Origin of the sequence: Paraburkholderia sp. CNPSo 3076, from assembly GCF_026343935.1 — a bacterium.
GTDB classification, from domain to species: domain Bacteria; phylum Pseudomonadota; class Gammaproteobacteria; order Burkholderiales; family Burkholderiaceae; genus Paraburkholderia; species Paraburkholderia nodosa.
On record NZ_JAPMAL010000015.1, the window covers coordinates 1 to 24,192 of the forward strand.

At 67.3% G+C, this 24,192-nt stretch carries 26 protein-coding genes and 1 pseudogene; 14 read left to right on the forward strand and 13 right to left on the reverse strand.

Annotated elements, in window-relative coordinates:
- The 11 genes from fliH to fliR all read left to right on the forward strand — a co-directional run.
- Nucleotides 1–586, forward strand: a 586-nt coding sequence (gene fliH, locus M3A49_RS18130) for a flagellar assembly protein FliH (RefSeq protein ID WP_266229971.1), incomplete at its 5' end; no start/stop codon positions are given.
- Nucleotides 580–2,298 (forward strand): flagellar protein export ATPase FliI, encoded by a 1,719-nt coding sequence (fliI, locus tag M3A49_RS18135; RefSeq protein WP_266229972.1) that lies wholly within the window; start codon nucleotides 580–582, stop codon nucleotides 2,296–2,298. The genes fliH and fliI, both read left to right, overlap by 7 nt.
- Nucleotides 2,295–2,747, forward strand: a complete 453-nt coding sequence (fliJ, locus tag M3A49_RS18140; RefSeq protein WP_266229973.1) for a flagellar export protein FliJ — start codon at nucleotides 2,295–2,297, stop codon at nucleotides 2,745–2,747. Before fliI ends, fliJ begins: the two co-directional genes overlap by 4 nt.
- Nucleotides 2,748–2,768: 21 nt before the next feature.
- On the forward strand, nucleotides 2,769–4,319 hold the full coding sequence (locus M3A49_RS18145) for a flagellar hook-length control protein FliK (protein ID WP_266229974.1): 1,551 nt from the start codon (nucleotides 2,769–2,771) through the stop codon (nucleotides 4,317–4,319).
- A gap of 263 nt (nucleotides 4,320–4,582) precedes the next feature.
- Nucleotides 4,583–5,086, forward strand: a complete 504-nt coding sequence (fliL, locus tag M3A49_RS18150; protein WP_254358105.1) for a flagellar basal body-associated protein FliL — start codon at nucleotides 4,583–4,585, stop codon at nucleotides 5,084–5,086.
- A 46-nt stretch (nucleotides 5,087–5,132) separates the two neighbouring features.
- On the forward strand, nucleotides 5,133–6,131 hold the full coding sequence (fliM, locus tag M3A49_RS18155; RefSeq protein WP_254358122.1) for a flagellar motor switch protein FliM: 999 nt from the start codon (nucleotides 5,133–5,135) through the stop codon (nucleotides 6,129–6,131).
- Nucleotides 6,124–6,582 carry a flagellar motor switch protein FliN gene (gene fliN, locus M3A49_RS18160; RefSeq protein ID WP_028203378.1) on the forward strand — a complete coding sequence of 153 codons (459 nt, stop codon included), beginning with the start codon at nucleotides 6,124–6,126 and terminating at the stop codon, nucleotides 6,580–6,582. The genes fliM and fliN overlap by 8 nt, the downstream gene beginning before the upstream one ends.
- Nucleotides 6,579–7,220, forward strand: a complete 642-nt coding sequence (fliO, locus tag M3A49_RS18165) for a flagellar biosynthetic protein FliO (protein WP_416338973.1) — start codon at nucleotides 6,579–6,581, stop codon at nucleotides 7,218–7,220. The genes fliN and fliO overlap by 4 nt, the downstream gene beginning before the upstream one ends.
- A gap of 102 nt (nucleotides 7,221–7,322) precedes the next feature.
- Nucleotides 7,323–8,063 (forward strand): flagellar type III secretion system pore protein FliP, encoded by a 741-nt coding sequence (gene fliP, locus M3A49_RS18170; protein ID WP_245623582.1) that lies wholly within the window; start codon nucleotides 7,323–7,325, stop codon nucleotides 8,061–8,063.
- 10 nt (nucleotides 8,064–8,073) lie between these two features.
- The gene (fliQ, locus tag M3A49_RS18175; RefSeq protein WP_028203375.1) at nucleotides 8,074–8,343 is read left to right on the forward strand and encodes a flagellar biosynthesis protein FliQ; all 270 of its coding nucleotides are present in this window, start codon (nucleotides 8,074–8,076) and stop codon (nucleotides 8,341–8,343) included.
- Between the two features lie 51 nt (nucleotides 8,344–8,394).
- A complete protein-coding gene (gene fliR, locus M3A49_RS18180; RefSeq protein WP_266229975.1) occupies nucleotides 8,395–9,186 on the forward strand; it encodes a flagellar biosynthetic protein FliR in 792 nt (263 codons plus the stop codon).
- An 82-nt stretch (nucleotides 9,187–9,268) separates the two neighbouring features.
- Here the strand turns inward: fliR and flgL are convergent, their stop codons facing one another.
- The 13 genes and pseudogenes from flgL to M3A49_RS18240 form a co-directional block, all read right to left on the reverse strand.
- A complete protein-coding gene (gene flgL / locus M3A49_RS18185; protein ID WP_266229976.1) occupies nucleotides 9,269–10,513 on the reverse strand; it encodes a flagellar hook-associated protein FlgL in 1,245 nt (414 codons plus the stop codon).
- Nucleotides 10,514–10,524: 11 nt separating this feature from the next.
- Nucleotides 10,525–12,552: a flagellar hook-associated protein FlgK gene (gene flgK, locus M3A49_RS18190; protein WP_266229977.1), complete on the reverse strand. Its 2,028-nt coding sequence runs from the start codon at nucleotides 12,550–12,552 to the stop codon at nucleotides 10,525–10,527.
- A 209-nt stretch (nucleotides 12,553–12,761) separates the two neighbouring features.
- Nucleotides 12,762–13,532: a flagellar brake protein gene (locus M3A49_RS18195; protein WP_266229978.1), complete on the reverse strand. Its 771-nt coding sequence runs from the start codon at nucleotides 13,530–13,532 to the stop codon at nucleotides 12,762–12,764.
- A gap of 268 nt (nucleotides 13,533–13,800) precedes the next feature.
- Nucleotides 13,801–14,802: a flagellar assembly peptidoglycan hydrolase FlgJ gene (flgJ, locus tag M3A49_RS18200; protein ID WP_266229979.1), complete on the reverse strand. Its 1,002-nt coding sequence runs from the start codon at nucleotides 14,800–14,802 to the stop codon at nucleotides 13,801–13,803.
- A gap of 10 nt (nucleotides 14,803–14,812) precedes the next feature.
- Nucleotides 14,813–16,012, reverse strand: coding sequence for a flagellar basal body P-ring protein FlgI (locus tag M3A49_RS18205; RefSeq protein ID WP_051481339.1), 1,200 nt, complete (start codon nucleotides 16,010–16,012; stop codon nucleotides 14,813–14,815).
- A complete protein-coding gene (locus M3A49_RS18210; protein WP_416338976.1) occupies nucleotides 16,006–16,737 on the reverse strand; it encodes a flagellar basal body L-ring protein FlgH in 732 nt (243 codons plus the stop codon). The genes M3A49_RS18205 and M3A49_RS18210 overlap by 7 nt, the downstream gene beginning before the upstream one ends.
- Before the next feature lie 14 nt (nucleotides 16,738–16,751).
- Nucleotides 16,752–17,540 carry a flagellar basal-body rod protein FlgG gene (gene flgG / locus M3A49_RS18215; RefSeq protein ID WP_266229981.1) on the reverse strand — a complete coding sequence of 263 codons (789 nt, stop codon included), beginning with the start codon at nucleotides 17,538–17,540 and terminating at the stop codon, nucleotides 16,752–16,754.
- Between the two features lie 65 nt (nucleotides 17,541–17,605).
- Complete coding sequence (flgF, locus tag M3A49_RS18220; RefSeq protein WP_254358114.1) at nucleotides 17,606–18,364, reverse strand: flagellar basal-body rod protein FlgF; 759 nt, start codon at nucleotides 18,362–18,364, stop codon at nucleotides 17,606–17,608.
- 27 nt (nucleotides 18,365–18,391) lie between these two features.
- Complete coding sequence (gene flgE / locus M3A49_RS18225) at nucleotides 18,392–19,576, reverse strand: flagellar hook protein FlgE (RefSeq protein WP_416338977.1); 1,185 nt, start codon at nucleotides 19,574–19,576, stop codon at nucleotides 18,392–18,394.
- Nucleotides 19,571–19,630: pseudogene (locus M3A49_RS42695) on the reverse strand (hypothetical protein); the annotation flags it as partial. The pseudogene M3A49_RS42695 and the gene flgE, both read right to left, overlap by 6 nt.
- Nucleotides 19,631–19,656: 26 nt before the next feature.
- Entirely contained in the window at nucleotides 19,657–20,301 is a 645-nt protein-coding gene (locus M3A49_RS18230; protein ID WP_081771589.1) for a flagellar hook assembly protein FlgD, read from the reverse strand.
- 196 nt (nucleotides 20,302–20,497) lie between these two features.
- Nucleotides 20,498–20,923, reverse strand: a complete 426-nt coding sequence (flgC, locus tag M3A49_RS18235; RefSeq protein WP_028203363.1) for a flagellar basal body rod protein FlgC — start codon at nucleotides 20,921–20,923, stop codon at nucleotides 20,498–20,500.
- 93 nt (nucleotides 20,924–21,016) lie between these two features.
- On the reverse strand, nucleotides 21,017–21,532 hold the full coding sequence (locus tag M3A49_RS18240; RefSeq protein ID WP_266229983.1) for a flagellar basal body protein: 516 nt from the start codon (nucleotides 21,530–21,532) through the stop codon (nucleotides 21,017–21,019).
- A gap of 246 nt (nucleotides 21,533–21,778) precedes the next feature.
- On the opposite strand from M3A49_RS18240, the gene flgA reads away from it, so the two are divergent.
- From flgA to M3A49_RS18255, 3 genes are all read left to right on the forward strand, one after another.
- On the forward strand, nucleotides 21,779–23,101 hold the full coding sequence (flgA, locus tag M3A49_RS18245) for a flagellar basal body P-ring formation chaperone FlgA (protein WP_266229985.1): 1,323 nt from the start codon (nucleotides 21,779–21,781) through the stop codon (nucleotides 23,099–23,101).
- Between the two features lie 180 nt (nucleotides 23,102–23,281).
- Nucleotides 23,282–23,635: a flagellar biosynthesis anti-sigma factor FlgM gene (gene flgM, locus M3A49_RS18250; RefSeq protein ID WP_254358118.1), complete on the forward strand. Its 354-nt coding sequence runs from the start codon at nucleotides 23,282–23,284 to the stop codon at nucleotides 23,633–23,635.
- 49 nt (nucleotides 23,636–23,684) lie between these two features.
- A complete protein-coding gene (locus M3A49_RS18255; protein WP_028203359.1) occupies nucleotides 23,685–24,128 on the forward strand; it encodes a flagella synthesis protein FlgN in 444 nt (147 codons plus the stop codon).
- The last annotated feature ends 64 nt before the right edge of the window (nucleotides 24,129–24,192 follow it).

The window sequence follows — 24,192 nt, forward strand, 5'->3', positions numbered from 1 at the left end:
GCCCACGCCCGACGAGACTGCCGCGTTCGAGGCCCAGCTCCACGCGCTGCGCGACGCGGCCCACCAGGAGGGGCTGCGCTCCGGCCACGTGGCGGGTCAGGCGCTCGGTTATCAGGCCGGGCACGAACAGGGCCGCCAGCAGGGCTTCGAGCAGGGCCAGGCCGAGGCGCGCGCGCAAGCGGCGCAGCTCGCGGCGCTCGCCAGCCGCTTTAGCGACGCGCTCGAAACGGCGCAGGCCGGCGTGGCCGAGACGCTCGTGGAACTCGCGCTCGACATCGCGCAGCAGGTCGTGCGCCAGCACGTTCAGCACGACCCGACGGCGCTCGTCGCGGTCGCGCGCGAAGTGCTCGTGGCCGAGCCGCAGCTCGCCGGGTCCCCGCAGCTCGTGGTGAGCCCCGCCGATCTGCCGATCGTCGAGGCTTATCTGCTGGACAACCTTCAGGCGCGCGGCTGGAGCGTGCGCACCGACCCGACGATCGAGCGCGGCGGCTGCCGCGCGCAGGCCGCGACGGGCGAAACCGACGCCAGCATCCGCACGCGCTGGGAGCGCGTGACGGCCGCGCTCGGCAAGGCACGGCCATGGTGAACCACCCCCAGCCGCCGAGCCATCAGACCATCCACACGGGCGGTCTCACGCCGCTCGAGCAGGAACTCGCGCTCGCCTCGTTCGGCCCGCTCGCGAGCGACCCCGCGCAGCTTGGCGCGCTGCTCGTGGGCGACCTCGACATCCCGCGCAATCCGACCGGGCGCGAGGCACGCGAGCTGGGCGCCGTCGACGCGATCAACGCGATCGACGCCGCGCTTGCCGCGGACACGGCCGATGCGCCGCCGGGCCTGACGGGCCTGACGGATCACGGCGCGCCGGTCGCGGCCGAAGTCCCGCCCGCGCCCTACGTGCCGCCGGCGAACTACGACCCGGCCAACCCGTTCCTGACCACGTGGAACGCGCAACTGCGCAGCGTGCGCGAGCGCAATGCGCTCGCCCTGCCGCTGCGCGGCTGCGGGCGTCTCACGCGCGCGGCGGGCCTCGTGCTCGAAGCCGTGGGGCTGCGCCTCGCCGTGGGCGCCGAGGTGATGATCGAACTGCCGCCGGGCAGCTCGCTGCCGATGGCCGAAGCGGAAGTGGTCGGCTTCGGCGGCGACAAGCTCTTCCTGATGCCGACGACCGAAGTCGCGGGCCTGTTGCCCGGCGCGCGCGTCTGGCCGCTGGAGACCGCGCCGATCGCCGACCCGAAGGCGGGCGCGAAGCGCCTGCCGGTGGGCTGGGGCATGCTCGGCCGCGTGGTCGATGCCTCGGGCCGCCCGCTCGACGGCCTGGGCCCCTTGAACACCGAAGCCGACGCGCCGCTCACCGCGCCCGTCATCAATCCGCTGAACCGCGAGCCGATCCACAAGGTGCTCGACGTGGGCGTGCGCGCGATCAACTCGCTGCTCACGGTCGGGCGCGGCCAGCGCATGGGCCTCTTCGCGGGCTCGGGCGTCGGTAAATCGGTGCTGCTCGGCACCATGGCGCGCGCGACCAGCGCGGAAGTCATCGTGATCGGCCTGATCGGCGAGCGGGGGCGCGAAGTCAAGGAATTCATCGAGCAGATCCTCGGCGTTGACGGCCTCGCGCGCTCGGTCGTCGTGGCCGCGCCTGCCGACGTTTCGCCGCTGCTGCGCTTGCAGGCCGCCGCGTACACGACGTCGCTGGCCGAATATTTCCGCGACCAGGGCAAGCACGTGCTGCTGCTCATGGACTCGCTCACGCGCTATGCGATGGCGCAGCGCGAGATCGCGCTCGCCATCGGCGAGCCGCCCGCGACCAAGGGCTATCCGCCTTCGGTGTTCGCCAAGCTGCCGGCGCTCGTCGAGCGCACCGGCAACGGCCCCGAGGGCGGCGGCTCGATCACCGCGTTCTACACCGTGCTCACCGAAGGCGACGATCAGCAGGACCCGATCGCCGACTCGGCGCGCGCGATTCTCGACGGCCATATCGTGCTCTCTCGCGCGCTCGCCGAAGCGGGGCACTATCCGGCCATCGACATCGAGGCCTCGATCAGCCGCGCGATGACCGCGCTGATCGACGACCAGCATCTGAACCAGACGCGCGCGCTCAAGCAGATGCTTTCGCGCTACCAGCGCAACCGCGACCTCATCAACGTGGGTGCGTACGTGAGCGGGCGCGACGCCGTGCTCGACCGCGCGATCGCGCTGTATCCGCGCATCGAGGCCTTTCTTCAGCAGGGTTTTCGCGAAACCGCGAACTATGATCAGAGCGTCGAGATGCTCGGCCAGCTGATCGGAGCCAGGACATGACGAAACAGACCGCGCTGCAAACCTTGATCGGCCTCGCGCAAGACGACGTCGACGCCGCCACGCAAAAGCTCGGCCGCGTGCAGCGCGAGCGCGTCGAGGTCGAAAAGCAGCTTGAGGCGCTCATCACCTACCGCGACGAGTACCACACGCGTTTCACCGAATCGGCGCGCAGCGGCATGGCCGCGGGCAACGTGCGCAACTTCCAGGCGTTCATCGACACGCTCGACGCGGCGATCGAACAGCAGCGGCGCCTGCTCGAGCAGGCCACCGCGCGCGTGGACGCCGCCAAGCCCGAGTGGCAGCGCAGCAAGCAGAAGCTCGGCTCGTACGAAGTCCTGCAAACCCGCCACGACGATGTGCAGGCCAGCAAGGAGGCCCGCCGCGAACAGCGCGACGCCGACGAGCATGCCGCCCGCGTGACGCGCATGCGAACGTCGCAACATCCGTAACACGTTTTCGAGGCCGCCAGCATGTCGCTCCTCTCTACCGTTTCCTCGCTGCTCGGCGCCGCCGCCGACGCGGTGACGGGCAATTCCGCATCGAACGCCGTGTCGAACACGGCGTCGAACTCCATCAGCCAGGCAGATGCCGCCAGCCAGGGCTTCGCGCAGACGCTGCAGCAGCAGATGAACGCACAAAGCGCGCAGGCCAGCCAGAACGCCCAGGCGGCGCAAAGCGCGCAATCGAATGCGTCCGCGCAGTCGAACTCGAACGCGTCGAGCAGCAGCGCCTCGCAAAGCAGCAGCAGCACCTCGCAGACCTCTAACTCTAGCTCGAACTCGAGCCAGGCCTCGCAGGGCACGCCGGGCGCCGATCGCCGCGCCGCCGCCGCGCGTGTCCAGCAAAAGCAGGCCGCCGACGCGGGCGCGCAAGCCGCCGCGGCGCAGGCCCAGCAGGCGCAACAGGGCCCGCAGACCCAGGACGACACGAGCACCACCGCGAACGCCGATGGCAGCCAGACGAGCAGCGACAGCACGCTCGCCGGCGTCGCGTCCGCCGCTGCAGCAGCGGCCGCCACGGCCGCCGCCGGGGCGGCAGGCGACGGCACGGCCACCGGCAGCGCCGCGAGCGGCAACTCGAAGTCGGTGCACGACGCCCTGCAAGCCGCGCTCGCGCAGCTGCGCGGCGGCGCGGGTGCGCTCGCCACGCATGCGACGAACACAGCCGGCACGGCCGGCTCGGCGGCGAATGGCGCAACCACGTCCAGCACGGGCTCGGGTTCGAACATCGTCAGCAGCTTCGCCTCGCATTTGAGCGCGACCGCCCAAAGCAAGGCGTTCAGCACGGCCGCGAGCAGCGGCGCGAGCGCCGACGCGGCCAAGGGCGCCACGACCACCGCGACCGACGCCGCAAAGGGCGCCACCGACGCGCTCACGGCAGCGGCGCAGCAGCAGGCAGGCGCCGCCACGCAGACTGACGCAACGGCGAGCACCGCGACGACCGACGCGCTCTCCGCGACCCAGGCCGCAGCGGTCGCCGCCGCGACGGCCGCGCAGGCCCAGGCCGCCCAGGCGGCCAGCGCAACCGCAAATCCGGCGGCTGCGGCCGCCGCTTCCGCGTCGATCACGCCGCAGGTCGGCACGAACGCCTGGGAAGACGCGCTCAGCCAGAAGGTCGTGTTCCTCTCGAACGCGCACCAGCAATCGGCGGAACTCACGCTCAATCCGAAGGACCTCGGACCGCTCCAGGTCGTACTGCAGGTCTCGGACACCCACGCCCACGCCCTCTTCGTCTCGCAGCACCAGCAGGTGCGCGAGGCCGTCGAGGCGGCCCTGCCGAAGCTGCGCGAGGCGATGGAGCAAAACGGCATCGGCCTTGGCAGCGCAAGCGTGAGCGACGGCTTCTCGCGGCAGATGAACCAGCAGGCGCAGCAGGACGGCCGCGGTTCGGGCCGCTCCGGCGGTTCCGGTTCCGGTTCGGGCTCGGGCAGCACGCTCGCCGCGGCGGACGCCGTGGACGACACGAGCAGCGTCACGAGCGTCACGACGCGCTCCGTCGGTCTGATCGACACGTTCGCCTGACCCTTTCTCCTCACCCTGCCCGAACTGCCCGGCACGTTCGGCGCGTTCGGGCAGCGCAGCCGCGCCCAGCGGCTGCGTGCGCTGACATCGCGCCTCGTGCAAGCGGCTTGCCGCGACGCGCAACAAAACCACGAGATAGCCGGAATTCCCCCGTCTATTCCTCCCATCGCTGAAAGGCAAAAGCCGGAACAATGCAGCATGCCCGGACTGACCACCAGGTCGGTGCCCCGGACCCTTGCAAGCATCCAGGCTGACTTTTCGACATGGCGACCACCACCGCATCCCAGCAAGCCGCGCCCCAGGGCGCGAAACCCGGACCGATGAAGCGCATTATCGTCATCGCGCTCATTGCGATCCTCGCCGCCGCCGCGGCGGGCGGCGCGACGTGGTTCTTCATGTCGCGCCACGCGGCGAGCGCGCCGGCCACGCCGGCCGCCGCGCCGCCGGCCGCGCCCGTCTACTACGCGCTCGAGCCGATGACCGTCAACCTGCAGTCCGACGACGGCGAATCGCACTACCTGCGCATCGGCCTCACGCTCAAGCTCGACAGCCAGGCCACCCAGGACGCGCTCGTCGCGCGCATGCCCGAGATCCGCAGCCGCCTGCTGCTCGCGCTCTCGAACAAGCATCCGTCCGATCTCGCGCCGCTCGACGGCAAGCGGGCGCTCGCCACGGAACTCGCCGTGCTGATCTCTCAGCCTGCGGGCGCGAACGAGAAGCCGATGCACGTCGACGACGTGCTGTTCACCGAATTCGTCGTCCAGTGAGCGTGGCTGACATGATTCCCGCGATGGAGGGCCAGTCATCATGACGATGGGTCACGACGAGTTCATGTCCCAGGAGGAGGTCGATGCCCTCCTCAAAGGCGTCACCGGCGAAGTCGACTCCGATTCGGGCGGCTCCGATAACAAGGGCGTTCGGCCCTACAACATCGCGACGCAGGAACGTATCGTTCGCGGCCGGATGCCCGGCCTCGAAATCATCAACGAGCGCTTTGCGCGCCTGTTGCGCGTCGGCGTCTTCAATTTCATGCGCCGCACCGCCGAAATCTCGGTCGGTCCGGTGCGCGTGCAGAAGTACAGCGAGTTCACCCGCAACCTGCCGATCCCGACGAACCTGAACCTCGTACACGTGAAGCCGCTGCGCGGCACGTCGCTGTTCGTGTTCGACCCGAACCTCGTGTTCTTCGTCGTGGACAACCTGTTCGGCGGCGACGGGCGCTTTCACACGCGCGTGGAAGGCCGCGACTTCACGCAGACCGAGCAGCGCATCATCGGCAAGCTGCTCAATCTCGTGTTCGAGCACTACATGTCCGCGTGGAAAAGCGTGCGGCCGCTGCAGTTCGAATACGTGCGTTCTGAAATGCATACGCAGTTCGCAAACGTTGCCACGCCCAACGAGATCGTGATCGTCACGCAGTTCTCGATCGAATTCGGGCCGACGGGCGGCACGCTGCACATCTGCATGCCCTACTCGATGATCGAGCCGATCCGCGACGTGCTCTCCTCGCCGCTGCAAGGCGAAGTGCTCGACGTGGACCGCCGCTGGGTGCGCGTGCTCTCGCAGCAGGTGCAGGCCGCCGAAGTCGAGCTCACGGCCGACCTCGCGCAGGTGCCCGTCACGTTCGAGCAGATCCTGAACATGAAGAAGGGCGACGTGCTGCCCATGAACATCGCGGAGCACATCACCGCCAAGGTGGACGGCGTGCCCGTGATGGAGTGCGGCTACGGAATTTTCAATGGTCAATACGCGTTGCGGGTCCAGAAGATGATCAGCGCAGCCGACACGATGAAGGAAGGTGGATATGAGTGACATCAACGGCACGAGCGCAGACGAGCCGGTGCTCGACCCGGGTTTCGACGCCGCGGTGCAGGAAGCGGGCGGCGACTCGATGGACGACTGGGCGAGCGCGCTTGCGGAGCAGAACAGCAACGAAGCGCCCGCCGCGCAACCGGCGGCCGTGTTCCAGCCGCTCTCGAAGGTCGATTCGACCAGGACGGCCAACGACATCGACATGATTCTGGACATTCCCGTCCAGATGACCGTGGAGCTGGGCCGCACCAAGATCGCCATCCGCAACCTGCTGCAGCTCGCGCAGGGCTCGGTCGTGGAACTCGACGGCATGGCCGGCGAGCCGATGGACGTGCTCGTGAACGGCTGCCTCATCGCCCAGGGCGAAGTGGTGGTCGTGAACGACAAGTTCGGCATCCGTCTCACCGACATCATCACGCCGTCCGAGCGGATCCGGAAGCTGAACCGATGAAACCCCAGGCTGTTCCCGGCGCCGCTTCTGGCACCAGCACGCAGCGCACGCGGAAGTCCCGCGGCGCGCGCGTGCTGCGATTCTCGTGGCGCCTCGCCGTACACCTCTCGCTCGCCGGCGCCGCCGTTTTTGCGGTCATGAGCGCGCGAGCCGCCGACCTTCAGGCGGTCAACGAAGCCACGCGCGCGGCGTCGGGTGCTTCCGGCGCCTCCGCCGTGATCGCCGGCAGCGCGGTCCCCTCGCTCGGCTTCGGCGCGGTCGTGCAGACGGTGCTGGGTCTGGCGCTCGTGATCGCCGTGGTGTTCGGCTGCGCCTGGCTCGCGCGGCGTCTCGGCCTGCAAGGCGGTCCGAAGAACGCGCTCGTGAAGACCGTGGGCGGCGCCTCGCTCGGCGGCAAGGAGCGCGTGGCCGTAGTCGAGATCGGCGACACCTGGCTCGTGCTGGGCGCCGCGCCCGGCAACGTGCGCCTGCTCCACACGCTGCCCGCGGGCGAACTTCCCGCAGGCGCCGCGGCGGCCGCTCCCAACGCCCCCGCCCTCTCGGGCACCTTCGCACAGCGCTTTCGTGACGCGCTGAAAAGCGAGGCGAACAAACGCATCAACGCGCGTTTCATGCGTCACGACGGCGGAGCGCAGTAAATGCACGGCAGTTCCCTTCATGCGCCGAACGCAGGCGGCGATGTCCGCGCGCGCGCGGCTACCCTCGCGAAGATCGCCAGAACGGCGCTCCCGTTCGCGCTGATGCTCGGCGCGGGCGCCTTCGCCCTCGCGCTGCCGCACCTCGCGCACGCCCAGGCGGCACAGCCGGCGGGCCTGCCCGCCTTCAACACGAGCCCGGGCCCCAACGGCGGCACGACCTACTCGCTGAGCGTGCAGACGATGCTGCTGCTCACGATGCTGTCGTTCCTGCCGGCGATGGTGCTGATGATGACGAGCTTCACGCGCATCATCATCGTGCTCTCGCTGTTGCGCCAGGCGATCGGCACGACGACCACGCCGCCCAACCAGGTGCTCGTGGGCCTCGCGCTCTTTCTCACGCTGTTCGTGATGTCGCCGGTGCTCGACAAGGCCTACAACGACGGCTACAAGCCGTTCGCGGCCGGCACGATTTCGATGGACGACGCCGTGACGCGCGGTGTCGCCCCCTTCAAGACCTTCATGCTGCGCCAGACCCGCGAGTCCGACCTCGCGCTCTTCGCGCGCATCTCGCACGCGGCGCCCATGCAGGGCCCCGAGGACGTGCCGCTCACGCTGCTCGTGCCCTCGTTCGTCACGAGCGAGCTGAAGACGGGCTTCCAGATCGGCTTCACGGTCTTCATTCCGTTTCTCATCATCGACCTGGTGGTGGCGAGCGTGCTGATGTCGATGGGTATGATGATGGTCTCGCCCTCGACGATTTCGCTGCCGTTCAAACTCATGCTGTTCGTGCTGGTGGACGGCTGGCAACTGCTGATCGGCTCGCTCGCGCAGAGCTTTACCTGAGGACACAGACATGACGCCCGAAATGGTCATGACGCTCTCCCACGAGGCGATGTATGTGGCGCTCCTGCTTGCCGCGCCGCTCCTGCTCGTCGCGCTCGTGGTGGGTCTGGTGGTGAGCCTTTTCCAGGCGGCCACGCAAATCAACGAATCCACGCTCGCATTCATCCCGAAGCTGGCCGCCATCGCGGTCACGCTCGTGATCGCCGGCCCGTGGATGCTCACGACGATGCTCGACTACATGCACCGCATCTTCACGAGCATTCCGCAGCTCGCGGGCTAGGCGCAGCCCCGGCCGCCCCCTGCGCGTTCGGCGCAACTCTTCCGGCACACGATGTTCACGGTCACCTACGCGCAGCTCAACGCCTGGCTCACGGCCTTCCTCTGGCCGTTCACGCGCATTCTGGCGCTCGTGGCGGTCGCGCCCGTGGTGGGCAACCGCTCCGTGCCGACGCGCGTGAAGATCGGCCTCGCGGGCTTCATCACGCTGATCGTCGCGCCCACGCTCGGCGCCATGCCGCAGGTCACGGTGTTTTCCGCCGAGGGCGTGTGGATCCTCGTCAACCAGTTCCTGATCGGCGTGGCGCTCGGCTTCACGATGCAGCTCGTGTTCGCGGTCGTCACCGCGGCGGGCGACATGATGAGTCTCGGCATGGGCCTGGGCTTCGCGAGCTTCTTCGACCCGCAGGCCAACACCAGCTCGCCCGCACTCTCCTCGTGGCTGAACATGATGGCGATGCTCGCCTTCCTGGCGTTCGACGGCCATCTGCAGATGATCGCGGCGCTCGTCGCCACGTTCCAGACGCTGCCGGTTACGGCGAGCGTGCTCGGCGCCTCGGGCTGGCAGCTGATCGCCAACTATGGCACGACGATCCTCACCTCTGGCCTGCTGCTCTCGCTGCCGGTCGTGGTCGCGCTTCTCATCACCAATCTGTCGCTCGGCATTCTGAACCGCGCGGCCCCGCAGATCGGTATCTTCCAGATTGGCTTCGCGCTCACGATGCTCGTGGGCCTGCTGCTCATCCAGCTCATGATGCCGAACCTGATTCCCTACTTCGCGCGCCTGTTCGACAGCGGCATCGACCAGATGGGCCGCGTGGCGGCCGCACTGCGGCCGCACGGTTAAAACCGGCTTCGCACCGCGCGTGCAGGGCAATAAAAAAGCGGACCGAAGTCCGCCTTTTTTTCGACCGCTCAGTGCCTCGTGATCAAGGATTGATGTACTGGAACAGCGAGAGATTCTGCGTGGCGGCAAAGCTTTTCTGCGAAGCCGTGAGCGCGTTCGACAGCTGCTCGAACTGGCTGATCGCGGCCACCGTGTCGGTGCTCGTGAGGTCGGAGAGGTTCGACGTGACCTGCAGCGAGTTGGTCGACGTGACCGTTTGCAGCGCCTTCACTTCCTGCTCGCGGCCGCCCACGGAAGCCTGCACCGTGATCACGTTCGACAGCGAGTTGCCGATCTGCGTGAGGCCGGTGTTCAGCGCGTTGTTGAGGTTGGCGACCGCGGCGGTGGAGCCGCTCGTGGGCGTATTCAGCGCAGCGATGATGCTGTCGATGCTCGCGAACACGTCCGTGTTCTGCGACGCCGTGGCGGGCGTGACCGAGAACGAATCGCCCGCGGCGGGCGTGCCCGACATCGTCACGCTCATGCCCGAGCCGAGCGAGATCGCATTGCCTGCGGTGTAGTTGGCCGGCGTCGTCGTCGTCGCCGGGCTGACGCTGTTGTCGGTCACCGTGTAGGTGAGCGCGCCCGTGGTCGCGTCGGTCGCGAACGCGATCGAGTAGTTGTCGTTGTTGGTCGCCTTGGTCGGGTCCGTCACCGTCACGCCGCTGATCACGCCCGTGCCCGTGTTCGACGAACTGCCCGAGGCCACGTTGGCCGAACCCACGGCCTGCACGCTCTGGAACACCGTCGTGCCCGTGTCGCCGACCGCGATGTTGCGCGTGCCGGCCACCTGCATCACACGCTGGCCCGCGTCGCCGTTGTAGGTCACGCCGCCGCCCGACTTGTTCGAGAACACCTGCGAGGTGCTCTGGAAGCCCGAGAAGATGTAGTTGCCCGCGCCGTCCGTGGTATTGGCGAGCGTGAGCAGCTGCTCGCGGTCGCCTTGCATCTGCTGGGCGATCGCCTGGCGCGCCTGGTCCGTGAGCGAGCCGTTCTGCGCTTCGATGATGAGCGAGTGGATGCTCTGCATCGTGCTCGTCACGCTCGAGAGCGTCGTGTCCTCGAGCTGCAGCGCGGTGAGCGCCGTGGTCTGGTTCGACGAGTACTGCGTGAGCGTCGCGCTCGTCGCGGAAAGCGTCACGGCCTGCGCGGCGCCGAGCGGATTGTCGGCCGGGTTCGAAATCGCCACGCCGGTCGAGATCTGCTGCTGGACCTGGAGGAGCTGGGACTGCTGGTTCTCCATCGTCGACAGACTGGAGGAAAAAATCTGGGAAGTCGCGATACGCATGGGTCAGCGCCTCACTGGAAAATGCCGATCAGGGTCTGGAATAGCGATGCCGCCGTCTGGATCACTTTGCTGTTGGCCTGATAGAGCTGTTGATACTGCAGCAGGTTCGCGGCTTCCTCGTCGAGGTTCACACCCTGCACCGACTGTTGCTGCGAAGTGAGCTGCGTCACGAGCGACTGCTGCGACGTGTTCGACGCCTGCAGCTGGCTAGCGGTGTTGCCGATCGAGTTGACGTAGTTCGCATACGCCGTGGTCAGCGTGGTCGATCCCGTGTACGCCGTGCTCGACGTGAGCTTCGCGAGCGCGAGCGCGTTGCGGCCGTCCTGCGTGCCGCTCTTGTTGCCCGCCACCGTGAACGTGTCGTTGTTCGAGGGCGTGCCGGTCATCGTGAAGCTCACGTTGGTCGCAGTGCCGTTCGCGCCCGTCGAATCCGTGAGGTTCGTGATGGTGTAGGTTGCGCCCGTGGTCGGGTCATAGGGCACACCGGTCACCGGCGGCGTCGCGGCGCTGTTGATCGTCACGGTGCTGGTGGTGGTCGACCCCGGCGTCGTGATCGTGACGGTCGTGCCGTTGGGCAGGCCGGTCAGCGTGCCCGCCGTCGAGTTGTACGTGAGCTTGACCGGCAGATTCGTCGTCGAATAGCCCGTGCCCACCGCGCCTTGCGTCACGGTGGCCGTGCCTGCGTTCGTCGTGGACGCCGAAACGACGACCGGCGTGGCCGCCGCGATGGCCGCGGGGTCACTGGTCGCGACCGAGAAGCTTGCGAGCGCGCCGGCCGTCGGCTGGATCATGAACGAGTCGCCCGCGCTCACCGTGCCCGAAGGCGTAATCGAGAAGCCGCCGATCGTGATCGGCGCGGTGCCGTTCGGCTGGGTCGCGACCAGCGAGTTCGTCGTCGTGTCGGTGAGGTTCCAGTTCGTGCCGTCGTAGCTCAGCTTGTAGTTATCGGTGAGCGGCTGCGTGCTGTTCGTGAGCGTCGCGCTGACCGTGGTCTGCGCGTCGGGGTTCGTCGAGCTGGCCGTGACGAGCGGGTTGCCCACCGTGAACAGATTGCCGCCCGCGCCGCCCGAGAGCGTGAGGCCGAGTGCGTTCTGCGAGTTCACCTGCGCGGCGAAGCTCGTCACGATCGCGCCCAGCTGCGACTCCGCCGGATCGAGCGTGCTCGAGACGAACGAAACCAGGCCGCCCACGGTGCCGCCCTGCAGCGCGGCTGACGACAGGACCTGCGGCGTGCCTTGCGATGCGGGGCTCGCGCCGTTCAGGCCCTGCCACGTCACGTCGAGCTCCGAGGGGTTGCTGCTCGACGGCTGCGTGCCGAGGTTGTAGCTCTGGCTGCTCACCACGAGCGGCTGGCCGTTGCCGAGGAACACGCTGTAGCCGGTGCTGCCCTGCACGACCTGAACGCCGACCAGCTTCGAGAGATTCGCCACGGCCTGATCGCGCTGATCGAGCAGCTGGTTCGGCTGCTGGCCGCCCGAGCTCGCGGACGTGATCTGCGCGTTGAGGCTCGCGATCTGCTGCGTGTAGGTGTTGATTTGCGAGACCGAGCTCGTGAGCTGCGTGTTCACGCTCTGGCGCATCGAGTCGTACTGCTGGCTCGCGGCGTTGATCTGGGTCGCGAGCGTCTGCGCGTCGGAGAGCACGGTTTGCCGCGCTGCGGTATCCGAAGGCGAATTCGAGACGTTCTGCAGGCCCGTGAAGAAGTTCGTGATCGCGGTGGCGATGCCCGAGGTCGGGCTGCCCACGAGGTTCGAGAGCTGCGTGGCGAGGTTGTACGAAGCCGTGTACGAACTGCTGGCCGTCTGCGCATTGTTGACGGCCGTCGTGAGGTACTGGCTGTAGGCGCGCTGCACGGTGGCGGTGGTCACGCCGCTGCCGAGATAGCCGTTCGACGTGTACTGGCCCGCCGATTCCTGGTACACCGGCTTCTCGACGGTGTAGCCCGCGGTCGTCGAGTTGCTGATGTTCTCGCCGGTTGTCGTGATCCCAATCTGCGCCGCCTGCAGGCCGCTCAGACCGATCGAGAAAATGTTGGACATGCGTGATCCTCGAAAGCAGCCTGCCCCCCTGGCAAACCGCGTGGTGTACTCACGGTATAACGGCAACGCACTGCAAAAATTGAGCGCCCGATGAGGGCGAAAACGTTAGCGAGCGAGCGCGTGCGCGGCTGCCGCGCGTCGGGTGAACCGGCGCAACATGCGCTGCGCCGGCCAGGGTGTGGCGGATCGTGCGGGTGAGGCTGAGCCGCTCAGACGCGCGCGAGCGCGCGGCGCTTCATCTCGAGCTGCGTGATATAGCGCTGCAGCGTGTTCTCGGAGGCGCCGGGCAGCGCGTCGAAGCGAAAGCCCAGGTGATAGCGGCGATCGCCGTTGGGCAGATCGATGAAACGCAGCACGACGAGCGCGAGATCGACGCGCAGCTTGCCGTGCGCGCGCAGGTCGAGCTCGACGTCGGGCAGCACGAGCCCCATGGCGAGATCCGCGACGCGCTCCTCGGTCGTACGCAGCCCGAGGCCGCCGAGCGAGAGGTCATGCACCTCGTACGCGAAGCGCGGGCCGCCGCTCGGCAGTTCGCCGCGGCAGATGCACGGCTCGAGCACGGGCGTATCGACGCGGAAGTACTCGCGCCGCTGCACGTAGAACAGCACTTCGGGGAAATCGGCTTCGAACGCGGGGTGCCCTTCGAACTCGGTGCGCCGCGGCGTAGCCGTCTTGAACTCCACGCGCACACCGTCGGGCGAGGCGTGGAACAGGCACTCGGGCGCGGCGAGCACGCCCGTGTTCTGCTCGGGGATCGCGCCCCAGTCGAATACGAAAGTGCGCTCGCGTCCGTTGACGGCCAGAATGCGCGTGACGAGCTGTCCGCCGCGATACTGGAGGGTCAGGAAGTCGCCGCGATTGACGAGATTGCGTAGCTGGACGCCGATCTCGAGCGGATTGCGGCGCCCAAAATCGTGGGAGCCGTCGGCACCCTCGGCGCCCTCGCTTGCTTCCTGTGGATTCGACTGAACGGTATTCATCGGCCTGCCGGGAATTCGTGAACGTGCCGGCGCGAGAGCGGACCCTTTCCGCACGCGCCGTTCGGGCGGTCCGACCGCCCGGATTGCTTTTCCATCTCGCCTGCATTAGCGGCAGACATTACGAAAAATTTAGGGATTGGGCGTAAAAAAAATATGCCTTTTCCCTGCATGAAACACGCGTGTGCAGCTTCTTCCGGCAACTGCGCCGAGGCAACGTTTGCGGCAGCCTAATTGACGTCAACCGCGGCGCGGGCCGTCGAATCGATCGTCAGGCCATCCGCTGCATGATGGTCAGCAGCTTTTTCGCGTAGTGCGGGTCGGTGGCGTAGCCCGCGCGCTGCATGCCGTGCGCGAAGCTTTCCGCGCTCTTCGAGCCGTTGATCACCGACGCGTAGCGCGGGTTGCTCTTGAGCAGCGTGGCGTAGTCGGTCATCGCGTCTTCGTACGAGTCGTAGGCGCGGAACTTCTCCACCACACGATGCGGCTGGCCGTTCACGTACTCGGTCGTGACCGTCGAGACGGTCTTGCCGGTCCAGTCCTTGCTCGCCTTGATGCCGAACACGTTGTGGCTCGCCGAGCCGTCGGCGTTCTTGATCTCGCGCTTGCCCCAGCCCGATTCGAGCGCCGCCTGGCCGAGAATGAAGCGCGCCGGAATACCCGTGGTCGAGCTGGCCTGCTGCGCGGCGTTGGCGAGCTTGTCGACGAAGGCGTCCACGGAGGCGTCGCCGTTGCCCTTGATCGGCGGCGTGAGCGCGCTGTTGCCGCTGTAGCCCGAGCCGTTGGCGAGCGCGCCGTTGGCGGCAGCGTTGCCGTAGGCGCGGCCGAGCGCGTTGAGCATCGCGAGGTTGCCCTCGTTCGCGTCCTTGCCCGAAAGCCCCGAGATCGCGCCCGCCACGCCGCCCGCACCGCCCGCACCGCCGGCGCCATCGGCACCGGCCGCGCCGCCCATGCTGCGCATGAGCTGCTTGAGCATCGCGTTCGCCACGCCAATGCCCTTGTTCGACATCTGCTGGGCGAGCTGCTGGTCCATCATCGAGGTGAACTGCGCGCCGTCGTGCGAGTCGAGCGGGCCGTCGTCGGGCGTCGCTTCGCGCATGCTCTTGAGCATCATCTGCGTGAAGACCGCGTCGAACTGCTTCGCGGCCATCTTCACGCCCTGCTGGGGCGAGGCGTTCGCCGCGGCGCGCATCGAGTCGAAGCCCTGCACGTCGAGCGCGAAGCGGTTGGTGAGGTCGAGGCTGCCGCCGCCGATGTTCTTCGTATTATCCAAGTTACACCCCTTAGATGATCTCGAGGTCGGCGCGCAGTGCACCCGCCGCCTTCATCGCCTGCAGGATCGACATCAGATCCGCCGGCGTAGCGCCCAGCGCGTTGAGCGCTTTCACGACTTCGGCGAGATTGGCGCCCGCCGTGACGAGCTTGAGCGATCCGTTGTCCTGCTTCAACTGGATCTGCGACTGGCGCGTCGCCACCGTCTGGCCATTGGAGAACGCGCCGGGCTGGCTTACCGCCGTCTGCGTGTTCACGACGACCGAGAGATTACCGTGCGCGACCGCGCAGCTCTCCAGCGTCACCATCTGGTTCATGACGATCGAGCCGGTGCGCGCGTTCAGGATCACCTTCGCGGCCGGCGTGGCCGGATTCACGTTGAGGTCCTGGATCTGCGCGATGAAGCCCACCTGCGACCCCGGATCGGCCGGCCCGTGCACCTGGATCGTGCGGCCGTCGAGCGGCGAGGCCGTGCCCGGGCCGAACATGTTGTTGACGGCCGAGACGATGCGCTGCGTCGTATCGTAATCCATGTCGTTGACGGTCAGCGTGAGCAGACCGCCTTGCTGCGAAACCGGCGAGATCACCGAGCGCTCGACGATCGCACCGCCCGCGATGCGGCCCGCGGCGAGCTGGTTCACCTGCACCCTGCTGCCGTTGGCCGAGGCGCCCGCGCCGCCCACGGCCACGTTGCCCTGCGCGAGCGCGTAGACCTGGCCGTCAGCGCCCTTGAGCGGCGTGAGCAGCAGCGTGCCGCCGCGAATGCTCTTCGCGTTGGCGAGCGACGACACCGTGATGTCGATCTGCTCGCCCGGCCGCGCGAACGGCGGCAGCACCGCCGTCACCATCACCGCGGCGACGTTCTTCAACTGCATGTTGTTGAGCGTCGACGAGGAACCCGACGAGCTCGACGTGTTGTTGATCGAGATGCCGAGGTTCGCGAGCATGTTCGCGAGCGTCTGCGTGGTGAACGGTGCCTGGGTCGTCTGGTCGCCGGTGCCGTCGAGACCCACCACGAGGCCGTAGCCGATCAGCGGGTTGTCGCGCACGCCCTGGAAGGTCGCAAGGTCTTTCACGCGCTCGGCGCGCGCCGGCGTCGCGTAGGCGACGAGTGCGCCGCAGGCCAGCACGAAGCCGAACGCCACGCCGAGTGCGGCGAGCACGTCCTTCACGCGCGAGCGGCGCGAACGATGGAAGCGGATCTTCACCATGGCGCGATGTTCAGGAAAAAGCGTTGCAGCCAGCCCATCGTCTCGGCTTCGTCGATCACGCCTTTCGCGGAGTATTCGATCTTCGCGTCGGCGACGTCGGTCGATAGCACGGAGTTGTCTCCGGCAACGGTGTTCGGATTGACGACGCCGGAGAAGCGCACGTATTCATTGCCCTGGTTGATGAGCATCTGCTTCTCGCCGGAGACGACGAGATTGCCGTTGGGCAGCACGTTCGTCACGGTCACGGTGATGACGCCCGTGAACGTGTTCGAGGCGTTCGCGCCGCCCGTGGCGTCGAACTGGTTCGCGCCTGTCGTATTCAGGTTCGCGCGGTTGAAGAAGCCCGGCAGGAAGTTCGCGGTGCCCGAGAAACTCGCGCTGGTGCCGCGCTTGGTGGCCGCGCCCGACGATTTGGTCGCGTTGATGTTTTCGGAGATGACGATCGTGAGGATGTCGCCGGTATTGCGCGGACGCTGGTCCTCGAAGAGCGGCCGTCCCGCGTAGCCGGGGTTGTAAATCGCGCCCGGCGAGGTATTCACGGGCGGCGGAGGCGGCACGGCCGTCATGGGCTGCTGCGTGATCGGCTGCCGGTTGGGTAGGTAGGCGCAGCCCGCCAGCGTCGCGAGCGCCACAGCCGCCACGAGCGCCCGGGGATTGCCCGGATGCCGCGCGCGGATGCGAGGATGGTTTCGAACGGACTGCGACATATTCTTCACCGACTTGATTAACCAGAGAGACCTCAGACCTGCATCTGGCTGAGGGTTTGCAGCATCTGGTCAGAAGTGGTGACCGCCTTGCTGTTGATTTCGTAGGCGCGCTGCGTCTCGATCATGTTCACGAGTTCTTGCACGACGTTCACGTTCGACGATTCGACGTAGCCCTGGTTGAGCGTGCCCGAAGCGTTCTGGCCCGGCGTGGAAACCGTGGGCGTGCCCGACGAAGCCGTTTCCGACAACAGGTTCTGCCCGTTCGACTGCAGGCCGGTCGGGTTGATGAACATGGCGAGCTGCAGCGTGCCGATGGTCGTGTTGTTGCTCGAGCCCGGCGTCGTGACCGTCACCACGCCGTCGCTGCCGATGGTGAGCGAGGTGGCGTTGGCGGGCACCGTGATCGCCGGGATCACCTGATAGCCGCTCGCCGTCACGAGCTGGCCTTGCGAGTTGGTCTGGAACGAGCCGTCGCGCGTGTAGGCCGTCGTGCCGTCGGGCATCTGCACCTGGAAGAAGCCCGCGCCGTTGATCGCCACGTCCTTCGAGTTGCCGGTCTGCTGCAGATTGCCCTGCGTGTAGAGACGCTCGGTTGCCACCTGCTGCACGCCCGTGCCCACCTGGCTGCCCGAAGGCAGTTCGGTTTGCTGGGTCGAGTTCGCACCCGGCTGGCGCAGCGTCTGGTACATGAGGTCCTCGAACACTGCGCGCGAGCCCTTGAAGCCATTGGTGCTCACGTTCGCGAGGTTGTTCGAAATCACGTCCATTTGCGCCTGCTGGGCGCTCATGCCGGTGGCGGCGATGTAAAGCGATCGGTTCACGGTGTCTTTCTCCCGGTCCGGCCTCGCGCGCGGCGCGAGGCGGCCTTCATTTAACTTGAAATGGCTTAGCTGAAGTTGAGCAGCTGGTTCGCGCTCTGCTCGTTCTGGTCGGCGTTCGAGAGCAGCTTGGTCTGCATCTGGAACTGGCGCGCGTTGGTGATCATCGAGACCATCGCCGCCACCGGGTTCACGTTGCTGCCCTCGAGCGACTCGGTCGCGACCTGCACGGTCTGGTCCGCGTCGGCGGGGTTGCCGTCCGACGTGTGGAAAAGACCGTCGTCACCGCGCGTGAGCGCACCCGACGGCGGGTTGACGAACTTGATCTGGTCGATCATGGCGATCGCGTTGGCGGGGCTGCCCGGCGCAATGGCCGAAACCGTGCCGTCCTTGCCGATCGTGATCGCCGAACCGGGCGGCACCGCGATCGGGCCGCCGCCGCCGATCACCTGCAGGTTGGCGGCCGTGACGAGCTGGCCGTTTTCATCGACGTGGAGGTTGCCCGCACGCGTATAGGCCTCGTTGCCGTCGGCCGTCTGCACGGCCATGAAACCCTGGCCCTGGATCGCGATGTCGAGCGGGTTGCCGGTATGCGAAATCGCACCGGGCGTCATGTCCGAGCCAGGCGTCGCCGAGAGCACGTAGGTGCGCGTGGTCTGGTCGTTCACCGTCGAGCCGTCGCCGAACGACATCGGCACGGCGCGAAAGTTGGCGAGCTGCGCGCGAAAGCCCGTGGTCGAGACGTTCGCGAGGTTGTTCGCGACGACGGCCTGCTGCTCGAGCGCCTGGCTCGCGCCCGTCATCGCGGTATAAATGAGTCGGTCCATGATGTGCCCGGTACGTGGTTAGACGCGTTACATCTGCAGCAGCGTCTGGTCGACGGTCTGCTGCGTCTTGATGGTCTGCGCGTTCGCCTGGTAGTTGCGCTGGGCCGTGATCAGGTCGACGAGCTGGTTCGTCAAGTCGACGTTCGACGCTTCGAGCGCGCCGCCCGTGAGCGTGCCGTGGTTCGTGCTGCCCGGCGTGGAGACCTGCGCGACGCCCGAGGCCGCCGTTTGCTGGAACTGGTTGCCGCCCAGGTTCAAAAGGCCGTTCGGGTTGTTGAAGTTGGCGAGCACGATCTGGCCGAGCGCCATGGTCTGGCCGTTCGAGTAATTGCCCGTGATGGTGCCGTCCGCGCCGATCGAGAAGTTCGAGAGCGTGCCGCTCGCGTAGCCGTCCTGGGCGAGGTTGTTCACGCCGTTGGCCGAGCCGTACTGCGTCGTGCCCGCGAGGTCGAGCGTAAGCGACTGGGGCGTCGTGGAGCCGTCCGCCGGCGTAATGTTGAACGTGAGCGACGTGGTCCCGTTGGTCGTTGCCGTGCCCGAGGCCGTGATGCTCTGGAGCGCGCCGGACGAGCTGAACTGTGCCGTGCCGAGCTTCGTCACCGAGCCGGTCTGACCGGCATAAACGTCCCACTGGCCGCTCGTCGCGTCTTTCGCGAAATACATGTTGACCGTCTGGGTGCCGCCGAGCGTGTCGTAGGCCGTGACCGACGTCGAATACGTGTAGCTCTGCGAGTCGGTTGCGCTGAAGGGCGTCGTGGTCGGCGTCGTGGCCTGCGCGTTCAGGTTCAGCTGCGCCGTAATGTTCTTGGTCGCAACCGGCGCGATGTTGGTGGTCGGCACCTGCAGCGGCACGGTTTGCGCCGTATTGACCACGCCGGTCGAACTGGCGGCATAGCCCATCAGGTCATTGCCCGACGCGTCGGTGATAAAGCCGTTCTTGTCGAGCTGGAACACGCCGTTACGCGAATACGTGATCGTGCCGTTGTTCGACATCTGGTAGAAGCCATTGCCGTTGATGGCGACGTTCAGCGCCTGGCCCGTCGTGCTGATCGTGCCTTGCGCGAAGTCCTGCTGCACGGTCTGGAGCGACGCGCCGAGGCCGATCTGGTTGCCCACCGACGTCGCGATGGTGTTCGCGTAGACGTCGGCGAACTGCGCCGTGCTCTGCTTGAAGCCAACGGTGTTCGCGTTGGCGATGTTGTTGCCGATCACGTCGAGGTCGTTCGACGACGCGGCGAGGCCGCTCAATCCTTGCTGGTAGCCCATGTTTGTCTACTCCGCCTTTATCGTGTTCAGAGAATGGCGCCGACGCTCGAAAGCGCGACCGTTTTGCCGTTGGCGAGCGAGAGGCTCGCCGTGCCGTCCGACTGCTGGACCACGCCCTGCACCTGGCTCGCGACGAGCGCGGTTGCCGTGGCGGACTGACCGTTGGTCGTCGCGCTGGCGCTGATCGTGTAGGTGCCGTCGGCGACCGTGTTGCCCGAGCTGTCCTTGCCGTTCCAGGTGACCGGCACGGTGCCGGCCGACTGCGCGCCGAGGTCGAGGGTGTTGACGACCTGGCCTGCCGAATTGGTGATCGTGAGCTTCACGTCCGACACCGCCGCTGGCAGCGTGACGCCGAGTTGCGGCGATGTCCCGCTCGACACGGCGGCGCTGCTGCCCGGAGCGAGCACGGTCGAGCCGATGAGCAGCGCAGCCTGCGCGTTCTGGCCAGCCGAAAGCTGCGTGGAGAGCGATGACAGCGACGTATTGAGCTGCTGGATGCCCGAGACCGTGTTGATCTGGGCGAGCTGCGAGGTCATCTGCGAGCTGTCCATCGGATTAGTCGGGTCCTGGTTCTGCAATTGCGCGACGAGCATCCGCAAGAAGGTGGTCTGCAGGTCGCTCGCGCTCGTGCCGCTCGACGACGACGACGAACTCGAGCTCGTGCCGTTCATGGTGTCGAGCAGTTGCTGCGACACGGTGGCGGTGCTGCCGCCAATGGTTGTGTTGCTGGAACTCAACGCGTTCTCCCTCGATTGCGCTTCGTGCTTGGCGTGTGGGTGGCGGGCGCTCTTTCGTTTCGCGCCTGCTGGTCTCTTGTGCTTGCTGCAGTCTCTGTTGCTGCGGCGTGCCGTGCTTCAGGTTCCCGCTTTACGTTCCGATCGTGAGCGTCTTGAGCATCAGCGTCTTGGCCGTGTTCAGCGTTTCGACGTTGGCCTGGTACGAGCGCGACGCCGAGATCATGTTCACCATCTCCTGCACCGGATCGACGTTGGGCATCGTCACGTAGCCGTCCGCGTTGGCGGAGGGATTGTCGGGGTCGTAGGTCTCTTTCATCGGCGTGGGGTCGTCCACGACGCCGGTCACCCTGACACCGCCCACCTGCTGGCCCGAGGCCGTGCGCGCGCCGCCGAGCGGATTCACCGCGAACACGACCTGCTTCGCCTTGTACGGCTGGCCGTCGGGGCCGGTCGTGCTGTCGGCGTTGGCGAGATTGGACGCCGTCACGTTCAGGCGCTGCGATTCCGCCGTCATGGCGGAGCCCGCAACGCTGAAAATGTTCATCAGGGATGGCATGGTTTCGTTGACCTCACATCAGGTGCGCGTCACGCGCGCGTTGGTCGTTCATGGCTTCGTTACTGCGTTTTCCGGCTGCGCCGCGTGCGGCGATCAGCTCGAACCCGAGGTGATCGCGGAGAGCATCGTCTTGATCTGCTGCGAGACCACCGTCATGCCCGACTCGAAGTGCAGCGCGTTGTCGGCGAACTGCACGCGTTCGGTGTCGAGATCGACCGTGTTGCCGTCGAGCGCGGGCTGCACCGGCGTGCGGTACATGAGCTGGCTCTTGTAGGTGTCGGCCGGGCCGCCAGTCGGGATCAGCTTCGCGTCGCCGGCCATGTGGCCCGATTCCGTGGACGCCATCTGCATGCCGCTCGTCACGCCCGCGGGCTGCGCCATGGCAAGCGGCTGGGCGTTGCCGCCCGAGGTGGCCTTCATGCCCACCGTGCCGCCGGCGCCCGTCTGGCGCAGCGCGCCGGCCAGCGAGGCCGAGAAGTCCACGTCGCGCGCCTGGTAGCCCGGCGTGTCGGCATTCGCGATGTTCGAAGAGATCAATGCCTGCCGCGTGGCGCGCACATCGAGCGCTTCGCGCCCAAAGGCGAATTCGGCATCGAGTTTGTCCAGCATCGGGCGTTCTCCGTGAAACGAAAAGGATTCGGCGTGAGCGCGGCGGGCTCGCCAAAAGGCGGGGAAAGCGGCGCAAACGTTAGGCGCGTGGTCCGAAGGCCTTTGCGCATGGTGTGGAATATTAGGCGGGGGTGACAAGAACCAATCGGACGAATAGCCGGTAAAGCGCCCCTCTATTCGACGCTAGCGCGCGGGGGCCGCCGCCTAGAATGCGAGGCGTGTCAATGCATTCGATGGAGAACGACAATGCCGCAGACTGCCACCTTGCGTAGGCCGCACGCCGGCCTGGAGCGGCGTGCGCGCGCGCTGTCGTGGCGCGCGTCCTGGGCGTGCGTGCTCGCCTGCGCCTTGGGCGGAGCGCCCTTTGGCGGCGCGCCCTTTGGCGGCACGCTCGCTCATGCACAAACTCCGGCGCAACCTGAAGGCGCCGGCGGCCAGATTTTCATTGCGGGCCCCGGCGACCGCTCGGGCTCCGACGCCGCGCAGATGAACGCGCTGCTCGCGAGCAACGCGAAGAAGCCCGCCGCGCCGGCGGCCAGCAGTGCTCCCGCCAATGAGGCCGCGCCGCTGCGCGCGGCCAGCTACGCCGATCTGAATTCGCGCGGCGTGCCCGAGGATGCGCGCGCGGGCGTCGAGTCGAACGGCATGATCACGATTCCGGGTCCCGGCGAGCGCGCGTCCCAAGGCGACGCGCCGCGCATCGTCACGGTTCCCGCGCCGGGCGCGAGCGCCCAGCCCATGCGCGTGCCGGCGGCCAATGCGAACAACGCGGGCGCGCTGCAGCGCGTGAACCTGTCGAGCGCCGCGAACCGCGTCGCCCCGGTGGTCGTGGACGCCGGCGCGGCGACGCTCGCGGGCGCGAAGCCGGTTGCCAGCGCAAGCGCCGGCGCGCCGCCCAATCCCAATACCAGCGCCGTCGCCACGAACGTGCAGGCCACGCCGCCGGGCCAGCAGGACGGCGAATCGATCCGCGCCGTCGCGCTCGCCTTCCTGCAGCAGCAGTCGGCGGGCTTGCCGGGCCACGTGAGCATCACGGTCGCGCCGGTGTTTCCGCGCGGCCTCGCCGCCTGCACCTCGCTCGAGCCGTTCATGCCGCCGGGCGCGCGCACCTATGGACACACGACCGTGGGCGTGCGCTGCGTCGGCGCGAAGCCGTGGACGCTCTATGTGAGCGCGCGCATTGCCGTGGACGTGACGTACTACGTGGCCTCGCGCCAGATCGGCGCGGGCGAAGCCCTTTCGGCCGCCGATTTCATGCCGCGCGCGGGGGACCTCGCGAACCTGCCGCAGACCATCATCACCGATCCCAACCAGGCGACGGGCGCCGTCGCGCTCGCGCGCATTTCCGCGGGCCTGCCGCTGCGCACCGACATGCTGCGCAGCGCTGCCTCGGTCGTCATCGGACAGACGGTCAAGGTGATCGCCGTAGGCAGCAACTTCACGATCTCCGCCGAGGGCAGCGCGCTTAACAACGCCGAGCCCGGCCAGCAGGTGCGCGTACGCACGAGCGCCGGCCAGATCATCTCGGGCGTGGTCAAGGACGCAGGTACCGTGCAGGTGCAGATCTAGGGCCGTAAGCGCTGGTAAGGGGCCGGATCAGGGTGCGCTGAGCCCCGTCCGGCGGCCCGATCCGGCCGTTTCCGGCTTGGTGCGCCAGCACACGTAACAGCATGTAACGTTGGGATTTTCGGCTAAAGTTCCGCCCGACCTGTGCCGTTATCAAGGTCAAATCGATCAGGAACGCCCATCGTGAAAGTTGACTCCTCCACCCGCAATGATCCGCGCACGCTGCAGGATGGCCTCGCGCGCTCGCAAGCCGATTCGACCGGCGTAGGCGCCGCCAGCACCGACACCGCGGCCACCTCCGGCGCGGCAGGCAGCACGACTCCCGCCGCTCAAGGCGGCGCGAACGTGAGCCTCTCGTCGCTCTCGTCGACGATGCGCTCGCTCGCGGCGAGCGGTTCCGCCGACATCGACACGGCGCACGTGCAGTCGATCAAGGACGCGATCCGCAACGGCACGTTGCAGATCGATTCCGGCAAGATTGCCGACGGCGTGATCCAGACCGCGCGCGACCTCATGAAGCCGACGTCGGGCAACTGAAGCCCGATGCGCGAGCGCCGCGCAAACCTCGCTTTTTTGGTGCCTTGCAATGAAAGATGCCCTGTTGGCCACACTGATCGACGAACACGCCACGGTCGAGGCGTTCGCGTCGCTGCTCGCCTATGAAGAGAAGGCGCTCGTGTCGGCCGACGGCATGGAGGCGCTGCCGCAGATCGTCGAGCAGAAGACGACGCTCACGCAGCGTCTCGCGGGCCTGGAAAAGGCGCGCGACGCGCAACTGGCCGGCCTCGGCCTGCCAGGCGGCCGCAAGGGCATCGAAATGGCCTGCGACGGCGATGCGCGTCTTGCAAGCCAGTGGGCGCTGCTCAAGGGGTCGACGGAGCGCGCGCGCCGCAAGAATCTCACCATTGGCATGATGATCCGCACGCGCATGGAGCATAACCGCCGCGCGCTCTCGATCCTGCGCGGCGAAACGGGCAACGGCGCGATGCTGTACGGTCCCGATGGACGGCTGCCGGCGTTCGGGCTGTAAGCGCGCACGCAGATCGTTCGCCAAAGACAAAAGCCGAAGCGGCGATGCTTCGGCTTTTTTGTTT

Coding starts and splice junctions, on each gene's coding strand:
- flgA (WP_266229985.1), top strand. CDS start 21,779: ATGCCGCAGACTGCCACCTTGCGTAGGCCGCACGCCGGCCTGGAGCGG.
- flgL (WP_266229976.1), bottom strand. CDS start 10,513: ATGCGTATCGCGACTTCCCAGATTTTTTCCTCCAGTCTGTCGACGATG.
- fliR (WP_266229975.1), top strand. CDS start 8,395: ATGTTCACGGTCACCTACGCGCAGCTCAACGCCTGGCTCACGGCCTTC.
- M3A49_RS18255 (WP_028203359.1), top strand. CDS start 23,685: ATGAAAGATGCCCTGTTGGCCACACTGATCGACGAACACGCCACGGTC.
- M3A49_RS18145 (WP_266229974.1), top strand. CDS start 2,769: ATGTCGCTCCTCTCTACCGTTTCCTCGCTGCTCGGCGCCGCCGCCGAC.
- fliJ (WP_266229973.1), top strand. CDS start 2,295: ATGACGAAACAGACCGCGCTGCAAACCTTGATCGGCCTCGCGCAAGAC.
- flgK (WP_266229977.1), bottom strand. CDS start 12,552: ATGTCCAACATTTTCTCGATCGGTCTGAGCGGCCTGCAGGCGGCGCAG.
- M3A49_RS18240 (WP_266229983.1), bottom strand. CDS start 21,532: ATGCTGGACAAACTCGATGCCGAATTCGCCTTTGGGCGCGAAGCGCTC.
- fliL (WP_254358105.1), top strand. CDS start 4,583: ATGGCGACCACCACCGCATCCCAGCAAGCCGCGCCCCAGGGCGCGAAA.
- fliI (WP_266229972.1), top strand. CDS start 580: ATGGTGAACCACCCCCAGCCGCCGAGCCATCAGACCATCCACACGGGC.
- fliO (WP_416338973.1), top strand. CDS start 6,579: ATGAAACCCCAGGCTGTTCCCGGCGCCGCTTCTGGCACCAGCACGCAG.
- fliQ (WP_028203375.1), top strand. CDS start 8,074: ATGACGCCCGAAATGGTCATGACGCTCTCCCACGAGGCGATGTATGTG.
- flgC (WP_028203363.1), bottom strand. CDS start 20,923: ATGCCATCCCTGATGAACATTTTCAGCGTTGCGGGCTCCGCCATGACG.
- flgF (WP_254358114.1), bottom strand. CDS start 18,364: ATGGACCGACTCATTTATACCGCGATGACGGGCGCGAGCCAGGCGCTC.
- M3A49_RS18205 (WP_051481339.1), bottom strand. CDS start 16,012: ATGGTGAAGATCCGCTTCCATCGTTCGCGCCGCTCGCGCGTGAAGGAC.
- fliM (WP_254358122.1), top strand. CDS start 5,133: ATGGGTCACGACGAGTTCATGTCCCAGGAGGAGGTCGATGCCCTCCTC.
- fliN (WP_028203378.1), top strand. CDS start 6,124: ATGAGTGACATCAACGGCACGAGCGCAGACGAGCCGGTGCTCGACCCG.
- fliP (WP_245623582.1), top strand. CDS start 7,323: ATGCTCGGCGCGGGCGCCTTCGCCCTCGCGCTGCCGCACCTCGCGCAC.
- M3A49_RS18230 (WP_081771589.1), bottom strand. CDS start 20,301: ATGAACGGCACGAGCTCGAGTTCGTCGTCGTCGTCGAGCGGCACGAGC.
- M3A49_RS18195 (WP_266229978.1), bottom strand. CDS start 13,532: ATGAATACCGTTCAGTCGAATCCACAGGAAGCAAGCGAGGGCGCCGAG.